At 70.0% G+C, this 16150-nt stretch carries 15 protein-coding genes and 1 tRNA gene; 13 read left to right on the top strand and 3 right to left on the bottom strand.

Annotated elements, in window-relative coordinates; genetic code table 11:
* Nucleotides 1-102 precede the first annotated feature (102 nt).
* From Ssi02_RS29480 to Ssi02_RS29445, 8 genes are all read left to right on the top strand, one after another.
* A complete protein-coding gene (locus tag Ssi02_RS29480) occupies nt 103-711 on the top strand; it encodes a MauE/DoxX family redox-associated membrane protein (RefSeq protein WP_204030857.1) in 609 nt (202 codons plus the stop codon).
* 95 nt (nt 712-806) lie between these two features.
* Nucleotides 807-1370: a hypothetical protein gene (locus Ssi02_RS29475; RefSeq protein WP_204030856.1), complete on the top strand. Its 564-nt coding sequence runs from the start codon at nt 807-809 to the stop codon at nt 1368-1370.
* Between the two features lie 547 nt (nt 1371-1917).
* The gene (locus tag Ssi02_RS29470) at nt 1918-2436 is read left to right on the top strand and encodes a hypothetical protein (RefSeq protein ID WP_204030855.1); all 519 of its coding nucleotides are present in this window, start codon (nt 1918-1920) and stop codon (nt 2434-2436) included.
* Nucleotides 2436-3029 carry a hypothetical protein gene (locus Ssi02_RS29465; protein WP_204030854.1) on the top strand — a complete coding sequence of 198 codons (594 nt, stop codon included), beginning with the start codon at nt 2436-2438 and terminating at the stop codon, nt 3027-3029. The genes Ssi02_RS29470 and Ssi02_RS29465 overlap by 1 nt, the downstream gene beginning before the upstream one ends.
* Nucleotides 3026-3406 carry a hypothetical protein gene (locus tag Ssi02_RS29460; RefSeq protein ID WP_204030853.1) on the top strand — a complete coding sequence of 127 codons (381 nt, stop codon included), beginning with the start codon at nt 3026-3028 and terminating at the stop codon, nt 3404-3406. Before Ssi02_RS29465 ends, Ssi02_RS29460 begins: the two co-directional genes overlap by 4 nt.
* 103 nt (nt 3407-3509) lie before the next feature.
* Nucleotides 3510-4106 carry a hypothetical protein gene (locus Ssi02_RS29455; RefSeq protein ID WP_204030852.1) on the top strand — a complete coding sequence of 199 codons (597 nt, stop codon included), beginning with the start codon at nt 3510-3512 and terminating at the stop codon, nt 4104-4106.
* Nucleotides 4107-4356: 250 nt separating this feature from the next.
* Nucleotides 4357-4451 (top strand) — tRNA-Sec (locus Ssi02_RS29450).
* Nucleotides 4452-5031: 580 nt separating this feature from the next.
* Nucleotides 5032-5559: a hypothetical protein gene (locus tag Ssi02_RS29445; RefSeq protein WP_204030851.1), complete on the top strand. Its 528-nt coding sequence runs from the start codon at nt 5032-5034 to the stop codon at nt 5557-5559.
* A 124-nt stretch (nt 5560-5683) separates the two neighbouring features.
* Here the strand turns inward: Ssi02_RS29445 and Ssi02_RS29440 are convergent, their stop codons facing one another.
* Entirely contained in the window at nt 5684-6064 is a 381-nt protein-coding gene (locus Ssi02_RS29440; RefSeq protein ID WP_204030850.1) for a hypothetical protein, read from the bottom strand.
* Nucleotides 6065-6307: 243 nt separating this feature from the next.
* On the opposite strand from Ssi02_RS29440, the gene Ssi02_RS29435 reads away from it, so the two are divergent.
* From Ssi02_RS29435 to Ssi02_RS29425, 3 genes are all read left to right on the top strand, one after another.
* On the top strand, nt 6308-6658 hold the full coding sequence (locus tag Ssi02_RS29435) for an STAS domain-containing protein (protein ID WP_204030911.1): 351 nt from the start codon (nt 6308-6310) through the stop codon (nt 6656-6658).
* Nucleotides 6655-7428 (top strand): glycosyltransferase family 2 protein, encoded by a 774-nt coding sequence (locus Ssi02_RS29430; protein ID WP_204030849.1) that lies wholly within the window; start codon nt 6655-6657, stop codon nt 7426-7428. The genes Ssi02_RS29435 and Ssi02_RS29430 overlap by 4 nt, the downstream gene beginning before the upstream one ends.
* Nucleotides 7429-8054: 626 nt before the next feature.
* Nucleotides 8055-9614, top strand: coding sequence for an MptA/MptB family glycosyltransferase (locus tag Ssi02_RS29425; protein WP_204030848.1), 1560 nt, complete (start codon nt 8055-8057; stop codon nt 9612-9614).
* On the opposite strand, the gene Ssi02_RS29420 is transcribed toward Ssi02_RS29425, so the two are convergent.
* Nucleotides 9496-11727, bottom strand: coding sequence for a hypothetical protein (locus Ssi02_RS29420; RefSeq protein WP_204030847.1), 2232 nt, complete (start codon nt 11725-11727; stop codon nt 9496-9498). The two genes, Ssi02_RS29425 and Ssi02_RS29420, sit on opposite strands and share 119 nt — an antisense overlap.
* A gap of 74 nt (nt 11728-11801) precedes the next feature.
* Between Ssi02_RS29420 and Ssi02_RS29415 the strand changes: the two genes are divergently transcribed.
* Both Ssi02_RS29415 and pheA read left to right on the top strand, forming a co-directional pair.
* Nucleotides 11802-13055 (top strand): glycosyltransferase 87 family protein, encoded by a 1254-nt coding sequence (locus Ssi02_RS29415; RefSeq protein WP_204030846.1) that lies wholly within the window; start codon nt 11802-11804, stop codon nt 13053-13055.
* 81 nt (nt 13056-13136) lie between these two features.
* Nucleotides 13137-14054 (top strand): prephenate dehydratase, encoded by a 918-nt coding sequence (gene pheA / locus Ssi02_RS29410; protein WP_204030845.1) that lies wholly within the window; start codon nt 13137-13139, stop codon nt 14052-14054.
* 149 nt (nt 14055-14203) lie between these two features.
* Here the strand turns inward: pheA and Ssi02_RS40130 are convergent, their stop codons facing one another.
* Nucleotides 14204-15898, bottom strand: a complete 1695-nt coding sequence (locus Ssi02_RS40130) for a MinD/ParA family ATP-binding protein (protein WP_445009411.1) — start codon at nt 15896-15898, stop codon at nt 14204-14206.
* Between the last annotated feature and the right edge of the window lie 252 nt (nt 15899-16150).

The following is a 16150-nucleotide window of genomic DNA, read 5'->3' as shown; positions in this document are numbered from 1 at the left end:
GGCGTCACGCCATCGGGTGACAGATGCGGCCAAGGCGCCACCCGGCGGGGGCCACGGCGAGTTGGGATTCTTTGACGGGCTTCTTGAGGGACGTCCTCGGGGATGCCCGCCGCCGGTCACGCGGGCCCTGTCCACGTCGGCGGCATGATGGAGGCGCTCGGCGTCGCCGTACGTCTCGCGGCGGCACTGCTGCTGATGTATGCCGCGGCTCAGAAACTCGCCGTCCCGCGCCCCTTCAGGCAGACGCTCGAAGCGCTCCGCGTGCCCGCGGTGCGCGCGGTTGCCCTTCTCGTGCCGGCCGCGGAAACGGCGGCGGCGGTGGGGCTGCTGGCCGCGCCGGGCAATCCCCTCACGGGGACCCTGGTGGCCGGGCTCGGCTTCTCCTTCGCGGGGGCCGCGCTTGTGGCCATGCGGCGAGGGGAGAGCATCCGGTGCGCGTGCTACGGCCAAGAGGGTGAGAGCGACCTCGGGGTCCGCCAGCTCGTGGCGCTGCCGCTCTGGCTCGGGGTGGCGGCGGTGAGCATGCTCGTGCCCCCGGGGGAGGCGGTCGGCGTGCCGTTGGTGGCCGCCGCGGCCACGGCCCTGGCGGTCTTCGCCGCGCTGCGGACACTGCTCGTGCCGGCCCTGCGCAATCGGTCCTACCTCAAGACGATGGAGAGCCTCTCACGCCGCCCCGCGGAGGACGAAGCGGGCGGCCGGCAGGCCGCGTGAACCGCCGTTCGCCGTCCCTCCTTCTCACGCGCGTCTTGTGGCGTCTCCCGGCGCTGGACGACCGACGCCGGAGGCAGTTGCTTTAGGGAGACCTGTTGACTTTCCTTTGGATGCTCGTCGCCGCCATCAGCATGCTCACGGTCATCGCCGTTCTCGCTCTAGCCGATCAATATCGCACGCTCGAACAGGTCCGCGCCAAGCTGAAGCTGGAGGACAACCCCACGCCGATTCCCCTCCCGCAGGAGGGATCGCTCGCACCGTCGGACGTGGGTCTTCCCGCGGAGCTGGACGTGCAGGAACACCTGGTCGTGCTGTTCCTCTCCACCTCCTGCACCACATGCCGGTCGGTCGCCGACGGGCTGAGGTCGGTCTCCACGACGTCGGTGTGGGTGGTCGTCGAGCACGCCCACTCGGTGGAGGAGGGGCTGGCCTGGCTCGCGCCCTCGGAAATCTCCGCCGACCGCGTGGTCGTCGACCTCGACGGACGTGTCGCCGGCTCGCTCGGTATCTCGGTGACGCCCTCGGTCGTCCTCTACCGCTCAGGTGAGGCGCTGCTCGCGCGGACCGTTCCGTCCTTCCGGCAACTTGCTCCCCTGTTGTCCGCACGCAGGCTGCTCAGGAGCCTGAAAAGCACCAGAGGAGGGATGGTCCGTCTATGACAGCGGACACCAGGTTCCTTCGGGGCTCTCCGGACCGCCACCCGCCGCGGCCGGGGTGAACGGGCGGGCCCGCCTTACATCGCGGGTCGGCCGCGCCGGGCATCTCTTCGGCGCTGTGATGTCGCCTCGCGAGGTGCTTCTGGAACGGCAGGCCGCTTAAACACGAATATCCCGGCGGTCGCCACGAGGCCCGGCACCGTGGGAAGTCGGCGATTGTTCGGACGGAGCAGATAACTCACAGGACCTGTTTGATCCTGCACGTGTTTGTCGGCCGGCCGGCAAAAGCAGGCCGTTCCTTTTGGCGCCACGACTTATGTGAACCCGCGCGCCGGGGCTCGCTTTGCCATGCCCTTTCTGCGGGCTGAAAAGAGAAGGTAAGTCTTACCAAACGATCAGTATCCGCGCTCTTGCCGCGCCCTTTTGTTTGGCGCATCCTCAGGTGGGATGTGATAACCCCGAGAAAGAAAGGAGTGCGAAGAGTCCGTTCGGCGCCCAATTACCGCCGAACATCGAGGTTCATTTCGCGACGCATGATGGAGGAAGGTTCGTGGACAAAGAACGATCGTTCTCCCGCCGTAAGGCGTTGAGAGCGGGAGCGGTGGCGGCCGCGGCCGCCGCGGCGGCCACCGGGATCAACGCGACCGCCAACGCCGCGAGCGCGGCGGCTCCGCCTGCCGCGGCCGGCGGGCGGGCCGATCTCGCCCGGGTGGTCAAAGTCGACGGCGCTCGGCTCGTGGTCGACGCGCCCGCCTCCGCGGCGGGGGTGCAGGCCGTGCGCACGGCGGAGCAGGTGCCTCTGGTGGGGTTCCCCGCGGGATTCGTGCCGCGTCCAGGCGACCTCGTGAGCGTGGTGGACAGCTGGCCGGGCAAGGCGGTCGCCGCCGTCCCGGTCTGCCACTGGGTGACGGGCGTGGCCAAGGCGCTTCCCGGCGGCGGCTTCAGTGTGGACGGGCAGCGGATCGCGGCGACCGCGCTCCTTGACGGGCAGGCGAACACGCGGCTGCGGGTGTGCCTGCTCGACACTGAGCTGCCGACCGCGCAGGTCCTGGCCACCCGAGCCGCCTGATGATCTTTCTCTGGGTGGTCGTCGGAGTGCTCTGCCTTCTGACTGCCGTCTGCCTGCTCGCCCTCATCGATCAGTTTCGCACCCTTGAACTGATACGCACCAAGATCAAACTGGAGGACACCCCCGAACCCCTGCCGCTTCCCCGGGAGCGCTCACTTCTCCCGTCGAGCGTCGGCCTCCCGCAGGCGCTCGACAGGGAGAACCACCTGGTCGTGCTGTTCCTCTCCACCACCTGCACCACGTGCCGTACGATCGCCGACGGTCTGAGATCGGCCTCCACGGCGTCGGTGTGGGTGGTGATGGAACACGCTCGCACGGTGGAGGAGGGCCTGGCCTGGCTCGCCACGTCGGGCATCTCCGCCGAGCGCGTCACGGTCGACGTCGGCGGGCGCATCGCCGAGGGGCTTGGGATCACCGTCACCCCGTCCATGGTGCTCTATCAGTCCGGCGAGGCCGCTCTTGCGCAGACCGTGCCCTCTTACCGGCAGCTTGAGCCGCTGCTGTCCGCGCGGACGCTGCCTCAGCCCTTGAAACCTCAGTCCTTGAAACCCCAGCCCTTGAAATATGCCAAAGAAGGGACCATCCGGGTATGAGCACCACCCTTGAGTGCGTCGAGCGTGCCAGCGCCGACGTCGACATCTCGGAGATCGACGTCGGCGGCGAAAGAGAGGGCAAAGGCCGCCGCAACATGCTGCTCGCCTCGGCCTCGGCCCTCGTCGCCGGGCTCGCCACGCTGCTGAACCCGGCGCGGGCGGCGGCCGACTGCCTAGGCTCGCCGTGCTGCTACCTCGCGAGCTGCACCCGGTGCTCCTATTCGGGATCGCCCAGTTCCTACACCTGTCCACCCGGCTACTACAAGACGTATTGGACGTGCGTCTCCGGCGGCTACACCTACGCCTGCGGCGAATGCTCCGGCGGGCCTAGCTGCTATCAGGGCCCCTGGCCCTGCTCCATCTGGTATCGCTTGTAGGGGAACCATGCCGCTTGAACTCATCGGCATCTGGACGGTAAGCATCGCGTCCATAGCCGGTTTCGCGCAGTTGTTCAGCCCTTGAGGCCGCTCCTTCGTCGGAGTGATCCGCCCCTTCGTGCAAGGGGATTCTGAAAGCCATCGGCGCAGCGCCATCCGGTTCGCGGGCATACTGGCGCTCGGGCACATCGCGATGGCGGGGTTCTTTGTGGCGCTGATCCACCAGGTGGGATCCGTCACGGCGGCATATCTTCCACGCGATACGGCCATCGCCATATGCGTCGCCGCGACACTCATCGCGATCGGCGTCGATTTCCATGCGATACGGAACAACACCTATTCGATCGGTCTAAAGCGTCAGACCGCTAAATCACTGGCCCATCAGGAGGGCCGCCCATGGTGGCTCACCCCGCTGATGTGGGGTCTCGACACCGGGATGATCTGGAGCACCTTCCGCGTGTCGTGCACGTCATGGGTGCTGCTGCTGAGCGCGCTCCTCAATGTCGCTCCGCAGTGGAGCGGTCTTGTCTACGGGCTTTCCTTCGGAGTGCCCCTGCTGGCCGTGGTCATCATGGAAAACCTCGCCAAAAGCACCGAGTCCGCCATGCCGGGGATGCTGAGAATCGTCCAGGCCACCGGTCTCACGCTATTGGCTGCACTTCCTGCGGCGCTAATCCTCAGTGTTTATGCGAACACCTGATGTCGTGGGGCGATCGACGGTCGCAGGCCCGTTCTTCTGGGCCTGCGACGCGGCCGTCGCCCGCTCGGCGACCTGAGTCGGCTCCGCCGAGCCGGTCGGCGACACCCCGCCGCCCGGCTCGGCGGAACCCCTAGTGGCCCGATGCGACGCCTGTCCGGAGGTCTCACTGCTGGAGGTCGTACGGCACCGCCCGCGCTGAGTACTATCCTCCTCGTGCCACTCCCCGCGGAGCGCCGTGCGGTCCGCTCGAGGAGGCGAATGGGTGCCTGGTGGCCCCCCGGTCTTCAAAACCGGTGACGCCGAGTCTTTCGGCGTGGCGGGTTCGATTCCCCTCCGCCTCCGCCATCGTCCTGTGCCTCCCCGGTTGCCTGGCAGGCCCCCTTCGCCCGCCGCCGGCGCCGGCGCATGTTTTGCGGCGGCCCTCGGGTGGGATCGGTCACGGCGGCACAACTTCCACGGAGTACGGCTCTCGCCATATGCGTCGCGGGGACCCTCGTCGCGATCGGCGTGGACATCCGGGCGATATGGCATAAAATCTATTCGATCGGTCCTAAACGCCAGACCGCCAAATCGCCGGCTCACCAAGGGGCCGCTCTGGGAAGTCGACCCCATTGATGTGGGGCCTCGACACAGACACGATTTGGAGCGCTTTCCGGGTGTCGTGCACGTCATGGGTGCCGCGGCTGAGCGCATTCCTCAATGTGGCACCGCGATGGAGCGGTCTCGCCTACGGGATTTCGTTCGGGGCTGCCGTCACCATAGAAGATCTTGTCAAAAGCGCAGGGCCCGCCGGACCGGCCATGCTGAGAATCGTTCAGGCCGCCGGGCTCACCGCTATTGGCCGCGCTTCCCGCGGCGCTAATACTAAGTGTTTATGCGCATATTTGATGTCGCGCGGCGCACGACTGCCGCAGGGTTGACGCTCATGGCCTGCGGCACCGCCGTCGCCTGCTCGTCAACCGAGGTCATCGGTTCCGCCGAGTCGGTCGGCGCCACCCCCCGCACCGACTCGGCGCCGAGCGATGCACAAGCCGCCGGTCCGGCGTCAAGCGTTACGGCGAAGCCCGCCGATCCGCGATGCGACGACCGGATCAAGGCCACCCGCGACGTGCCGAAGGCCATGATCGCCAAAAACCTGCTCTACGGGGTGGGGGAGGGTGACGTGTGGTTCATCGCCGCGGAAGGCGGCAGATGGGGCGAGCGGGTGGAGAAGTCCGGCGCGGTCTACCGCGGCAAGTTCCCGCTGTGGGTGGACGGCGCCAAGTCGCCTGAGGTCACCGTACGCGGCGTGGCCGGCACCCAAGGAGCGGGCGTCGCCTCGGCGGCCCCCACCGCGGAGGGGTTGCCCGGTCCGCTGCCCATGGGGATCGAGATTCCTGCCAGCGGCTGCTGGGAGGTGACGGCGATCGGCACTGCGGGCACCGCCCGCATCACCGTCCACATCGGCAGATAGAGGTCCCGGAGGGCAAAAACGGCCTGAGGGCGTGTGTCAAGCTGCGGGTCGGCCGGTGCGGGTGATCGAAATCAGGTCGCCCGCACGGCCGACCGAGGGGGTCGCGGTATGAGGTGAGACAGGCTCACCAGCAGGTGTGGAAGGTCTCGCCCATGGCGCGGAACGTTGGGCAGGGCCAGCGCCACATACAACTGCGGCAGCGCTGGATGGGGTGAGCGGAATCACTGGTGATGCCGCCCGCGTCGCGCGGCTGGTGCAGATCCAGCATTCGCAGGCCGAACTCGGCGAAGCCCAGGAGATCCTCCCGGGCGTCCTTCAGGAATTCGAGATCTTCGACCGACAATCGCGTGTGAACTGGGACATAGCCCTCACGGTTGACGAGGGGTTGCAACCGTTCGGCTTCGTTGTGCCATGAAGTTGACTTTTCCGTGCGGATCACGACAGATTCCAGCCACTCGCGCATCGCGCGGCGCTGGGGATCTTCCTCGGGCAGGTCATTGATCATTTTGACTTCTGGCCTGGTGGCCCTGCCTCAGACACGCCGGGTGAGTGCGGCACCCGACGGCGAAGACTGAGCATTCAGGCCATTCCCCCCTTTCCGGCCAGGCCGGAGTCGCATACTGTCAAGTTTTGCGTACTCAGGGTTTCCATGGAGCCGAAACCGGGGACAAAAGGCCGACGACTCCACAGGATGCCTGTTCTGCCGGAGAACGTGACCCAGGGCCTAAGCGGCGCTAGTGTGCCCGCTGTGGAGCTCAAGGTCTCGACTCGAACACACGCCGACCATGCCGTCATGGCCATCGCCGGTGAAATCGACCTTTACACGGCGCCCCGCCTGCAGTCGGAGTTCACCAGGCTCTTGCAGGAAGGCCCCACGAGGGTCGTCATCGACATGTCCGCAGTGGACTTCTGCGATTCGACCGGCATGAACGTGCTGCTGTCCGCGCTCAAGCGCCTCAAGGAACGCGGGGGCGCGTTGGAGGTGGCCGCGCCTCGCCCCGCCGTACGCAAGATTCTCCAGGTCACGGGACTCGACTCGGTGTTCACCGTGCATGACGCCGTCCCGGAGGAGCTGCTGACGGCGGAGCCGAAGGGATGAGTGAACCGGTCGTCCCGCCGGCGGCGGAGCCCGCGGCGCGCGCCGACACCGCGGTCGTCATTCCGGCCAAGGACGAAGGGGAGCGCATCGCGGCCACCGTCACGGCGGCCTACGCGCTGCCCGGAGTCGACCTCGTCGTCGTGGTGGACGACGGGTCCGCCGACCAGACGGGCCGGGTGGCCAGAGCCGCGGGCGCGCGCGTGGTGCGCCACAGCCGCAACCGCGGCAAAGCCGCCGCCATGGAGAGCGGCGCCGAAGCCGTGCGCCTCCTCGACGGCGAACGCGCCCGGCACCTGCTGTTTCTCGACGCCGACCTCGGCGAGACGGCACGGGCCGCCGCCGCGCTCATCGAACCGGTGCGCACCGGCCGGGCCGACATGACCATCGCGAACTTCGCCAACCGCGTCAAACTCGCCGGACACGGCTTCGTCGTCAAGCTCGCTCACGACGGCATCAAACGCGCCTGCGGATGGGACGCCACCCAGCCGCTCAACGGCCAGCGCTGCCTCACCCGCAGCGCCTTCGAAGCCGCCCAGCCACTCGCCCACGGCTTCGGCGTGGAGACCGGCCTCACCATCGACCTCATACGGCAGGGCTTCCGTGTCCTCGAAGTCGAGGTCGACATGGCCCACCGGGCCACCGGCACCGACTGGCGCGCCCAACTCCACCGGGCCAGGCAATTCCGCGACGTCGCCCGCGCTCTAGCCATGCGCGAACCCGCCGTCGCCGAAGGCATGAGCCGCGTCCGCGACAAACTCAACCGCTCCTGACCCCCGGGGCCCGGGACCGGCTGGGCCTGTCCTCGGGCGTGGCCACATGCCGTCGTGGCGGTGCCGCGGCGCGACCTCGTCCACTCCTGACCTCCGGGCCCGGACGCCGGATGCGGCCGGCTGGGCCTGTCGCCGGGCCTGGACGCATGCCCTCGTGGCGGTGCTGCGGCGCGACCTCGTCCGCTTCTGACCTCTCCGTACGCCTCGCCGTGGCGGAGGTGAACGCGCAGGTGGTCGAGAGCACCGGCGCGGTCGGCTGCGGGGCCGCCCCGGCGTGCACCTGCCCGGCGCGTTGATCGCGCTCGACGCCCTCTCCCGCTGGGCGCCGGCGCGCCGCCCTGCCGCCGTGCTCGGCCGTGCCGCCGTTCGCGGCCGCGGTGGCTTGGTGGAGCGCCTTCGGCTATCCCTTGGCCCAGGCGCTGCGCGTCGACAAGCTGACGCCAGCGGCGAACGCGCCGAGGCTCTCGCCGAGGTGGGGGTGGATGCCCGCGCGGTCCTCGGCGCGCGCCTGCCGGGGCGGCGGTCGGGCTCGACGCCTTCCTCGCTGCGTGCTATGCCCGCTGTGCTCGGCCATGTCGAAGGTGGGCATCGGTTGTGTGCCGGGCCGGCGGGGTTGGGGTGGGGCGGTGCGACCACTGGGTGAGGTGTGCTGGAATTTCGGGGTGACGCGGGAGGCTGGGGTCGCTGTGGCCGGGGCGCTTGGCGGGCGTTCTCCGCGGGGGGTGCTCGGGTGGTTCGCGGTGGGCGCCATGGGGGCGTCCGGCCTGGTGACGGTGTTGATCGGGCTACTTGGTCCTTCGGCTGTGGTGCCGGGGTTGCCGGGGCCTTCCTGGCATCCGCCGTACTCGTGGCAGGTGGCGCCTTCGGGGCATCTCGTGGTGGCGATGGCGGCGGCGGCGATCGTGCTGGGCACGGTGGGGCTCGGTGCGGCGCTTGTGGCGGACAGGCGGGGGGATCTGCCTGGTGCGCGGTGGTTTCTGGGGGTCGGCAGTGCGGTGGTTGCGCTGCTCGCGTTTCTCCCGCCGTCGGGATCGCCCGACCACCTGAACTACGCCGCATATGGCCGCATGGTGACCCTCGGGCTCGACCCTTACGCCACCTCGGCCAACGATCTGCCACATGATCCGGTGGCCGGCGCGGTTGAGGAGTGGCGCGGCACGACCAGCGTCTACGGCCCGATGGCGACCGCCGTGCAGGCGCTGGCCGGCGCCGTGGGCGGGGAGAGCGTGCGGCTGACGGTCTTCGTGCTGGCGCTCGTCAACGCCGCCGCCTTCATCGGCACCTCCCTGCTGATCCACCGCCTCACCGGCGGCGACAGGCGCGCGACGCTGCTCTGGGCGGCCAACCCGCTCCTGGTCTACCACCTGGCGGCGGGCATGCACACCGACACCCTCGCCATCATGTGCGTGGTGGCGGCGACGGCAGCGGGGGCATACGGCACAGCCCGCCCGGCCGAGGTCCCGGCGGGGCGGCACGTGGCCTCGGGCATGCTGCTCGGGCTGGGCATCGGCGTCAAGGTCAACGTCGGCATCGCGGCGCTCGGCCCCGCCTGGGAGCTGCGCCGCCGGCCGGGGCGGCTCGCCGTGGTGGCGGGTTCGGCCGTGCTCACGGTGGCCGCGCTATACGCGCTCGCCGGCCGCCACGCGCTCGACCAGGTGCAGGCGGCGAGCAGGCAGGTGTCGCTGGCGACGCCGTGGCAACTGGTCAAGCGGGCGTTGCAGGCGGTCTTCGGGCCGGGTGCCTATACCGCGTGGATCCAGGTGGGGTCGCTGCTCCTGCTCGTGCTGCTTGCCTGGCTCCTGCTGAAGGCGATGACCCGGGCGGCGGGCGAGCTCTACGCGGCGCAGGTGTCGGCCGCGGTGGTGATCGCCTGGTTGCTGGCCGCGCCGTACGCCCTGCCCTGGTATGACGGGCTGGCCTTCGCCTTCCTGGCGCTGATGCCCGCCCTGGCCGTCACCCCGGTCCTTTCCGGATTTCTCGTGGCGAGGCTCGGCCTGCTGTCCCTCGCCTATCTTCCGGCCCGGCAGGCCGGCCAGCCCGCCGATCTGAGCTGGCTGGTGGAGGTGGTCAGGAAGCAGGTGGTTCCGGCTCTTCTGCTGGCTCTGACGGTTGCGATGGTGTGGTGGGCGTGGCGAGCTGGAGCACGCGCACGCACGCGGCCAGCGTCAGCGGCACCGCCACGGTGAGGGCCATCGCGGGGATCGCGATGCCGGAGTCGTTGGTCAGGAAGCCGGCCAGCGCGCAGGTCAGCGCGCCGAAGAGCCCGGCGCGCAGGGCCGGCGCCCGCGTATAGGCGCGGCTCAGCGTCGACACGCCGAAATTGTCAGGCCGGTTGAGCACGAGGAACAGGAAGGCGAGCGCCGCCACCGACAGCAACGTCAGCTGCCAGTTGCCGAGCGTGCCGATCATCGCCGACAGTTTGCGGCTGACGACGCCGAAGGCTTCGCCGTTCACCACCTGCTCGGCGAAAACCCCGAGGTGGGTGCGCTTTTCTGCGGGACGCAGATAGTCGATGAAGGCGATGCTCGCGATGAGGGCGGCACCGCCCAGCCCGATCAGGACCAGCTTGCCGACGGAGACGCGCCGCCCGCTCAGCAGCAGCATGAAGACCGCGAAGCCCAGCACGAACGCCGGAACGCCGCCGAAGTCCGCACCCCATCCCGGCCATCCGTCGGCGAAGATCGCCAGCAGGCCGTAGGCGAGGGCCGCCACGAGTGCGAGGAGGCGGCGGCCCCGCTCGATCAGGAACTGCGCCACGCCCGCGAGGAACAGGATCGTCCCGGTGGAGAACACCGCGAAGGCGATGTTGCTGAACCCGTAGAAACGTCCACCGGTGACCGGTTCATAGCCCGTCACGGCGTTCACCTGGAGATGTGAGCCTGTCATCACGTCGATCAGCAGCGCGACCGAGGTGGCCCCGGCGACGACGGTCAGCGGGCCGAGCACGTGGCGGCGCCACGGCCCGGCGAACGCCGCGGCGGCCAGGGCGACCGCGATGCCGACGATCGAGGCGACCACGGTGAAGGCGGGCGCGCCTACGCGGTGCCACGGCACAAGCTGGGCGAGGAAGGTGGAGACCGCGATCGCGCCGCTGAACACCGCGAACTTCTGCGTGGCGGCGAGGATGCGGGGCTTTCTCCAGCGGCGGAAGGCCAAGGCGGCTATGCCGTAAAAAAGTACTTGGACCGCGACGAACACCGCGAAGAACGGGCCGCGCACCTCGCGCAGGATCTGGCTGGCGAGGTCGGCGTCGGCGAGGTCGCGGGCGGTGTCCGCGGGCGCGGGGCCGCTGTTCTGCCACATGCGCCCCACCATCTGCGGACCCGGCCGCAGCCCGAGGGCCTGGAGGGCGGTGGCGGTGAGGTCGGTGATGGTGACCAGCCCGTTCTGGCGGGTGGAGCTGGCGCTGAGCACCCCGGAGTACGGCGTGCCCGACGGCGAGGGGCCCCGCGCTATGGCGACGTGCAGATGGGCTGTGGGCGAGGTGTCGGCCGGCCCCGCGAGGAGCACCAGCGTGTCCCTGGGCAGGCGGTCGAGGAGGAGGCCGATGCTGCGGTCGGCGGCGGCGACCGCCTTTTCGCGGTCGGGGGCGGGGAGTGTGGGGGGTTGCGAGTTGCTCCCGGAGAGCGCGAACCACGCTCGGGCGATCTCATCGGCTTCCATGACGATGAGGCCGTGGCGGCTCAAGTCACCCAGGCCGCTCAGGTCGGCGGTGCTCTGGGCATAGTGCTTGACCTCGCCGGCCACGGTGGCGGCGCCGATCGCCGCGCCCGGCCCGACCGCGGCCACCGTTTTGCCGCTCGCGACGACGGACTCTCCGAGGCCGCCGAGAGGTGCCCGGTAGGTCGACTCCCGGTTGAACTTCGTGAGTGCGTCCCATCCCGGCACCTTCACCGCGCCTTCGGCCGCCGGCGCCGGGTTCTGCGGCGGCTCGCAAGCCGTTCCCGGGGCTCCGGCCCGCTGGCCCGCCGACACCGTCGCCCAGCCCGCCACCGGGCAGGTGATCGACCGGTCGGGCGGCGGGATCGCCCGGGTCGACATCGAGGCCGAGGCGCCTTCCTTCATCAGGGCGGCGATGCGCGGGGTGCGGGAGGCGTCGACGTCGGACCAGAGCAACCCCGGCACCCCGACGACCGCCACCTGGCGGGCCCAGCCTTGGGGTGTGGCCTGGGATGCCTGGGGCGTGGTCAGGGGCGCGGCTTGTGCCGTACTCACTGGGAGGAGCAGGGCGAGGAGCGTGACGAAAAGCACAGCGCCAATTGCGCGTGGGGCGCGCACGGAGTCGTGCGTCGCTGTCATGGGGCCCCCGTCCACTCGTGCCTGTCGTCGATCGCCCGCCCGAGTGGTCCCGGGCCACGGTAACGTGCCACGTCGTGACGACCGTCAAGACGACCAGGACTCGGGTGCCGCTGTGGGCATGGCCGATCGCGCTGCTCATCGTGGCCGCCGCTGTGGCGCCGCTGGTGATGCACTGGCTCGGCAACCCCGACGATCAGCGTCTGGTCGATCTCGATGTGTACCGTACCGGCGGGGAGGCAGTGCTCGCGGGCAGACCTGTCTACGATTTCGTGACACCTGCCCCTCAGTTGCTGCCTTTCACCTATCCGCCGATCGCTGCGCTTTTGGCCACACCGCTCGCGATGATGTCCTGGCCGCTCGCGCAGTGGGTGTGGACGGCCGGGGTGTTCGCGGCGCTGGCGGTGGCGGTGGGGTTCACGTTCCGGCCGGTGCTTGAGCGCGCGGGGCGGACTCAAGCGGTGCTGTTGCCGCTGCTTTTCGCGTTTTTGGTGGTCATGTGCACCTTTCTGATGCCGATCCGCGACCAGGTGAGATTCGGCCAGGTGGACATCCTGCTGGTCGCGCTCTGCCTCGCCGACTGTGCCGCACGCCGGCCGTGGTGGCCGCGTGGCTTTTTGATCGGGCTCGCGACGGCGGTCAAGCTGACCCCCGGCGTTTTCTTGATATATCTCCTGATCACGGCCTTCGGCGGCGGTGATCAGGCGAAGGTGCTGGAGCAGCGCCGCACGCTTTACACCGCCGTGATCACCGCCTCGCTGCTCACCGTGCTCCCGCTCGCGGTGATTCCGCAGGACACGTGGGATTTCTGGTTCTCCGCCCTGCTCGACCCCGGACGCGTCGGCGCCAACAACGCCACCACCAACCAGTCCATTCGCGGCATGTTGCTCCGGCTATACCTGCCCGACTGGCTCACCTCGGTGATCTGGGTGGCCCTGGTGGCCGCCATCGGGTGGTACGGCTTCCGCTACGCCCGCCGGGCCTTCCAAGACGGTGACACGATGACGGCGGTCGCACTCACCGGGCTCATGGCGGTGCTCCTCTCGCCGGTCGCCTGGATCCACCACCTCGCGTGGGTCGTGGTCGTGCTCGGCGCCATCGTGGGCACCGGCACCGATGTCGTGCGGGTGCGGGTCGGGCTGGCGGTGTGGTTGTACTACGTGGTGCCCATCCCCTGGTGGGGGGTCAGCCTGCGGGCCGCCGAGATCCCCGTCCTCAGCCCGGTGTTAGGCAAGATCGTGCAAAACGCGTATGGCCTGGGCGCGGTCGGGCTTGTCTTCCTCCTCGGCGTGTGGGTGCGACAGCGGCATTACACAACCATTACGAAGTGATTGCCCCGACTTACCACGCTTTCGCGGTCGGCGATCTCCATTACCCCACACAACAGGGGTTGCGCAAGCTAGCCTATGGAGATGCGGAAACTCGCCTACCTGGGACCTGAGGGCACTTTCACCGAAGAGGCCCTACGGATCATGTCCCCCGACGCCGAGCGCATGCCGTGCCCCAGCGTGTCGGCGGCGCTTGACGCCGTGCGCCGCGAAGAGGCCGACGCCGCCGTGGTCCCGCTGGAAAACTCCCTTGAGGGTGGCATCTCCTCCACCCTCGACGAGCTGGCCTGGGGCCAGCCCCTGATGATCGTCGCCGAGCTGCTGCTGCCGGTGAGGTTCTCCCTGCTCGCGCGCCCCGGCACCGAGATCGGGCACATCAAGCGGGTTATCACCCACCAGGCGGCGCAGACCCAGTGCCGCAACTTCCTGGCCCGCGAGCTGCCCAACGCCTTCGTCATCGCCGCGGCCTCAACCGCCGCCGCCGCGCAGGAGGTGTCGCTGCCCGGCTCGCCCTACGACGCGGCCATCGGCGCCGCCATCGCCGGCGAGCACTACGGCCTGATCGAGGTCGCCTCCGACATCGGCGACCGCTCCGACACGGTCACCCGCTTCATCCAGGTGACCCGCCCCGGCCCCCTCCCCGAGCCCACCGGTGCCGACCGCACCTCCCTCGTCGCCTACCTCGCCGACGACCACGCGGGCGCCCTGCTCGACATGCTCAGCCAGTTCGCCACCCGGGGCATCAACCTCACCCGCATCGAGTCCCGGCCCACCGGCGACGGCATCGGGCAATATTTCTTCCACTTCGACGCCGAAGGCCACGTCAGCGAGGCCCGCGTCGGCGAAGCCCTGTCCGGCCTGCACCGCATCAGCGCCGACGTCCGCTTCCTTGGCAGCTATCCCCGCGCAGACGGCCTGTCCCCCCGCATCCGCCGAGGCACCACCGACGTCGAGTTCGCCGAAGCCACCGAGTGGCTGGAGCGCATCCGCAAGGGCACTTAAGGGCGCTACACAATCCGGTGAGGTCCGCTCCGCGGGCCTTGCCGGTCACGGCGCCGTGGAATGCAGCTGTGCGCCTGGATTGTGCAGTGCTGGATTGTGCAGTGGAGGGAAAACCGGCGGGGAGATGCTCACCCCGCCGGCTTGACGGCTTAAGCGCGGTCGAGGGCCTGGCCGGCGAAGCCGTCGCCGACGGAGGCGGCCAGGCGCAGGTAGGAGTCCCGGGTGGCCGGTTGCAGGCGTTCGAGGTCGATCTCGGCGCCCTCCTCAAGGTGTGCGTCATATGGCACCCGCACCACGGCGCGGCACCTCGCCGCGAAGTGTGCCTCCAGCCGGTCGAGGTCGACGGTCGACTTGGAGCGGGGCCGCACGTTGCACAACACCACCGACGCCGCCTTCACCAGGTCGCCGTAGTGGTGGGCCTCCAGCCAGTCCAGGGTGGCCGACGCGGCGCGGGCGCCGTCGACCGACGGCGAGCTGACCAGCACAAGCTGGTCCGCCAGCCCCAATACGCCGCTCATCGCCGAGTGGAGCAGACCGGTCCCGCAGTCGGTGATGCAGATGGAGTAAAAGTTCTCCAGCACCTGTGCCACCGCTTGATAATCCGTCGCACTGAACGCCTCCGAGACCGACGGATCCCGATCGGAGGCCAGGATCTCCAGCCGTGACGGCGTCTGCGAGGTGAACGCCCGCACGTCGACATATCGCTTGATCTGACCGCGTTCGTTCAGCAGGTCGCGCACGGTGGCAGCCGTCTCCAGCTCCACCTTGTCCGACAGCGTCCCCCGGTCGGGGTTCGCGTCGACGGCGATGACCCGGTCACCCCGCACCTGCGCCAACGTGGCGCCGAGGCCGACCGTCGTGGTCGTCTTGCCCACGCCGCCCTTCAGGCTGAGCACCGCCACCCGGTGGTGCCCGGCGGCCACCGCCGTGCGGGCGCGTGCGACAAGCTCCCGGCGCCGCCGTACCTCCGGCGACTCACCAGGCTTGATCCACCCCGCCGACGCCTTGTACACCATGCGCCGCCACCCACTGGTCGGCGCCGTCCTGCGTCCGCGCAGCAGCGACTCGGGGTCCAGACTGTCGGCGCTCGGCCGGCGGCTCGAGTCCGAGCGGATCTTCGGCGTCAACGCCGAGGGCGGCGCGGAGGCCTGGCGGCGCCGCGGGCGGTACGGCTCAGCGGACGAAGCCGGCTCACCGTCCGGCGTGCCCGTGCCGCGCCTGCCACGCCCGGGTTCGCCCGGCAGCGGTTCGGCGTCGGGGAGCCCGGTGCCGCGTCTGCCGCGCCCTGGTTCGGTCCCCGGCACGCCGTTGCTCCGCGGGCGTCGCGGTTCGGCCTCCGGCGCGCTCGGACCGGCGGAGGGTACGGCGGAAGCCGTGTCAGCCGCTTGCCTCGGCGCCGTGCCCGTGTGACCGGTCTGCACGCGGGGCTCGTCGGCACGGGGGCCGCCGATGCGCGGTTCGCCGGCACGCGGGTCGTCGGCGCCGAACGGGTCGCGCGAGTCCCGGCGATCCGTGTCGCCGGTCGGCCGGGCGGCAGAACGCGGGGGATCACGGAAAGGGTCACGCGAGGGCGGTGTGGTGGCCGTCGGAGGCTTTTCTGAGGGCTTCGGTGCTAGGAGCGGGTCGAGGTTCGGCGACGTCGAACGGCCGGCCGGGTCCTTCGGGAACCGGAGGTCGGGGTCGGACAAGCCGGATTCGGCCCGCTCGGAGGCCACGGGAGTGCTTGGAGGGCCGACGGGGGGAGACGCGGGGGCTTGAGGGCCGCTGCTGAGAGGCGTGCTGGTTTGAGGTGCTGTCGGCTGCCGAGGGGCGGTGGCCGGGGGAGCCTTGGCCGGGACCGGCAGGGGGTGGGGCTCCGGCTCCTCCAAGGAGGGCAGCGGCAGGTTCGGGATCGTGCCCGGTGATGCGGGGCCAGGCGGGATGCGCAGGTCCGGGTCGGTGTTCGACGTGGCGCGGAGGCCGGGGTCGGTGCCCGGCGAGGCCGTGTCCGCGCGCGTGTCCGAAAGGCGAGGGGCGCGCATGGCCTCGGTCACGTCGCCGGTGCCTGAGGAGGCCGTTCCCCGGTCGTCCGTTCCGGCCGGGGTCTCGGAGGCCGA

This window comes from Sinosporangium siamense, assembly GCF_016863435.1.
Taxonomy (GTDB): domain Bacteria; phylum Actinomycetota; class Actinomycetes; order Streptosporangiales; family Streptosporangiaceae; genus Sinosporangium; species Sinosporangium siamense.
The sequence above is the reverse complement of the archived record's forward strand: the minus strand, read 5'-3'. Positions and strand labels throughout refer to the sequence as shown.

What these genes read in the sequence shown, in the direction of transcription:
- Ssi02_RS29480 (WP_204030857.1), top strand. Translation starts at nt 103, where the DNA reads ATGCCCGCCGCCGGTCACGCGGGCCCTGTCCACGTCGGCGGCATGATG.
- Ssi02_RS29465 (WP_204030854.1), top strand. Translation starts at nt 2,436, where the DNA reads ATGATCTTTCTCTGGGTGGTCGTCGGAGTGCTCTGCCTTCTGACTGCC.
- Ssi02_RS29460 (WP_204030853.1), top strand. Translation starts at nt 3,026, where the DNA reads ATGAGCACCACCCTTGAGTGCGTCGAGCGTGCCAGCGCCGACGTCGAC.
- Ssi02_RS29445 (WP_204030851.1), top strand. Translation starts at nt 5,032, where the DNA reads ATGGCCTGCGGCACCGCCGTCGCCTGCTCGTCAACCGAGGTCATCGGT.
- Ssi02_RS29440 (WP_204030850.1), bottom strand. Translation starts at nt 6,064, where the DNA reads ATGATCAATGACCTGCCCGAGGAAGATCCCCAGCGCCGCGCGATGCGC.
- Ssi02_RS29430 (WP_204030849.1), top strand. Translation starts at nt 6,655, where the DNA reads ATGAGTGAACCGGTCGTCCCGCCGGCGGCGGAGCCCGCGGCGCGCGCC.
- Ssi02_RS29420 (WP_204030847.1), bottom strand. Translation starts at nt 11,727, where the DNA reads ATGACAGCGACGCACGACTCCGTGCGCGCCCCACGCGCAATTGGCGCT.
- pheA (WP_204030845.1), top strand. Translation starts at nt 13,137, where the DNA reads ATGCGGAAACTCGCCTACCTGGGACCTGAGGGCACTTTCACCGAAGAG.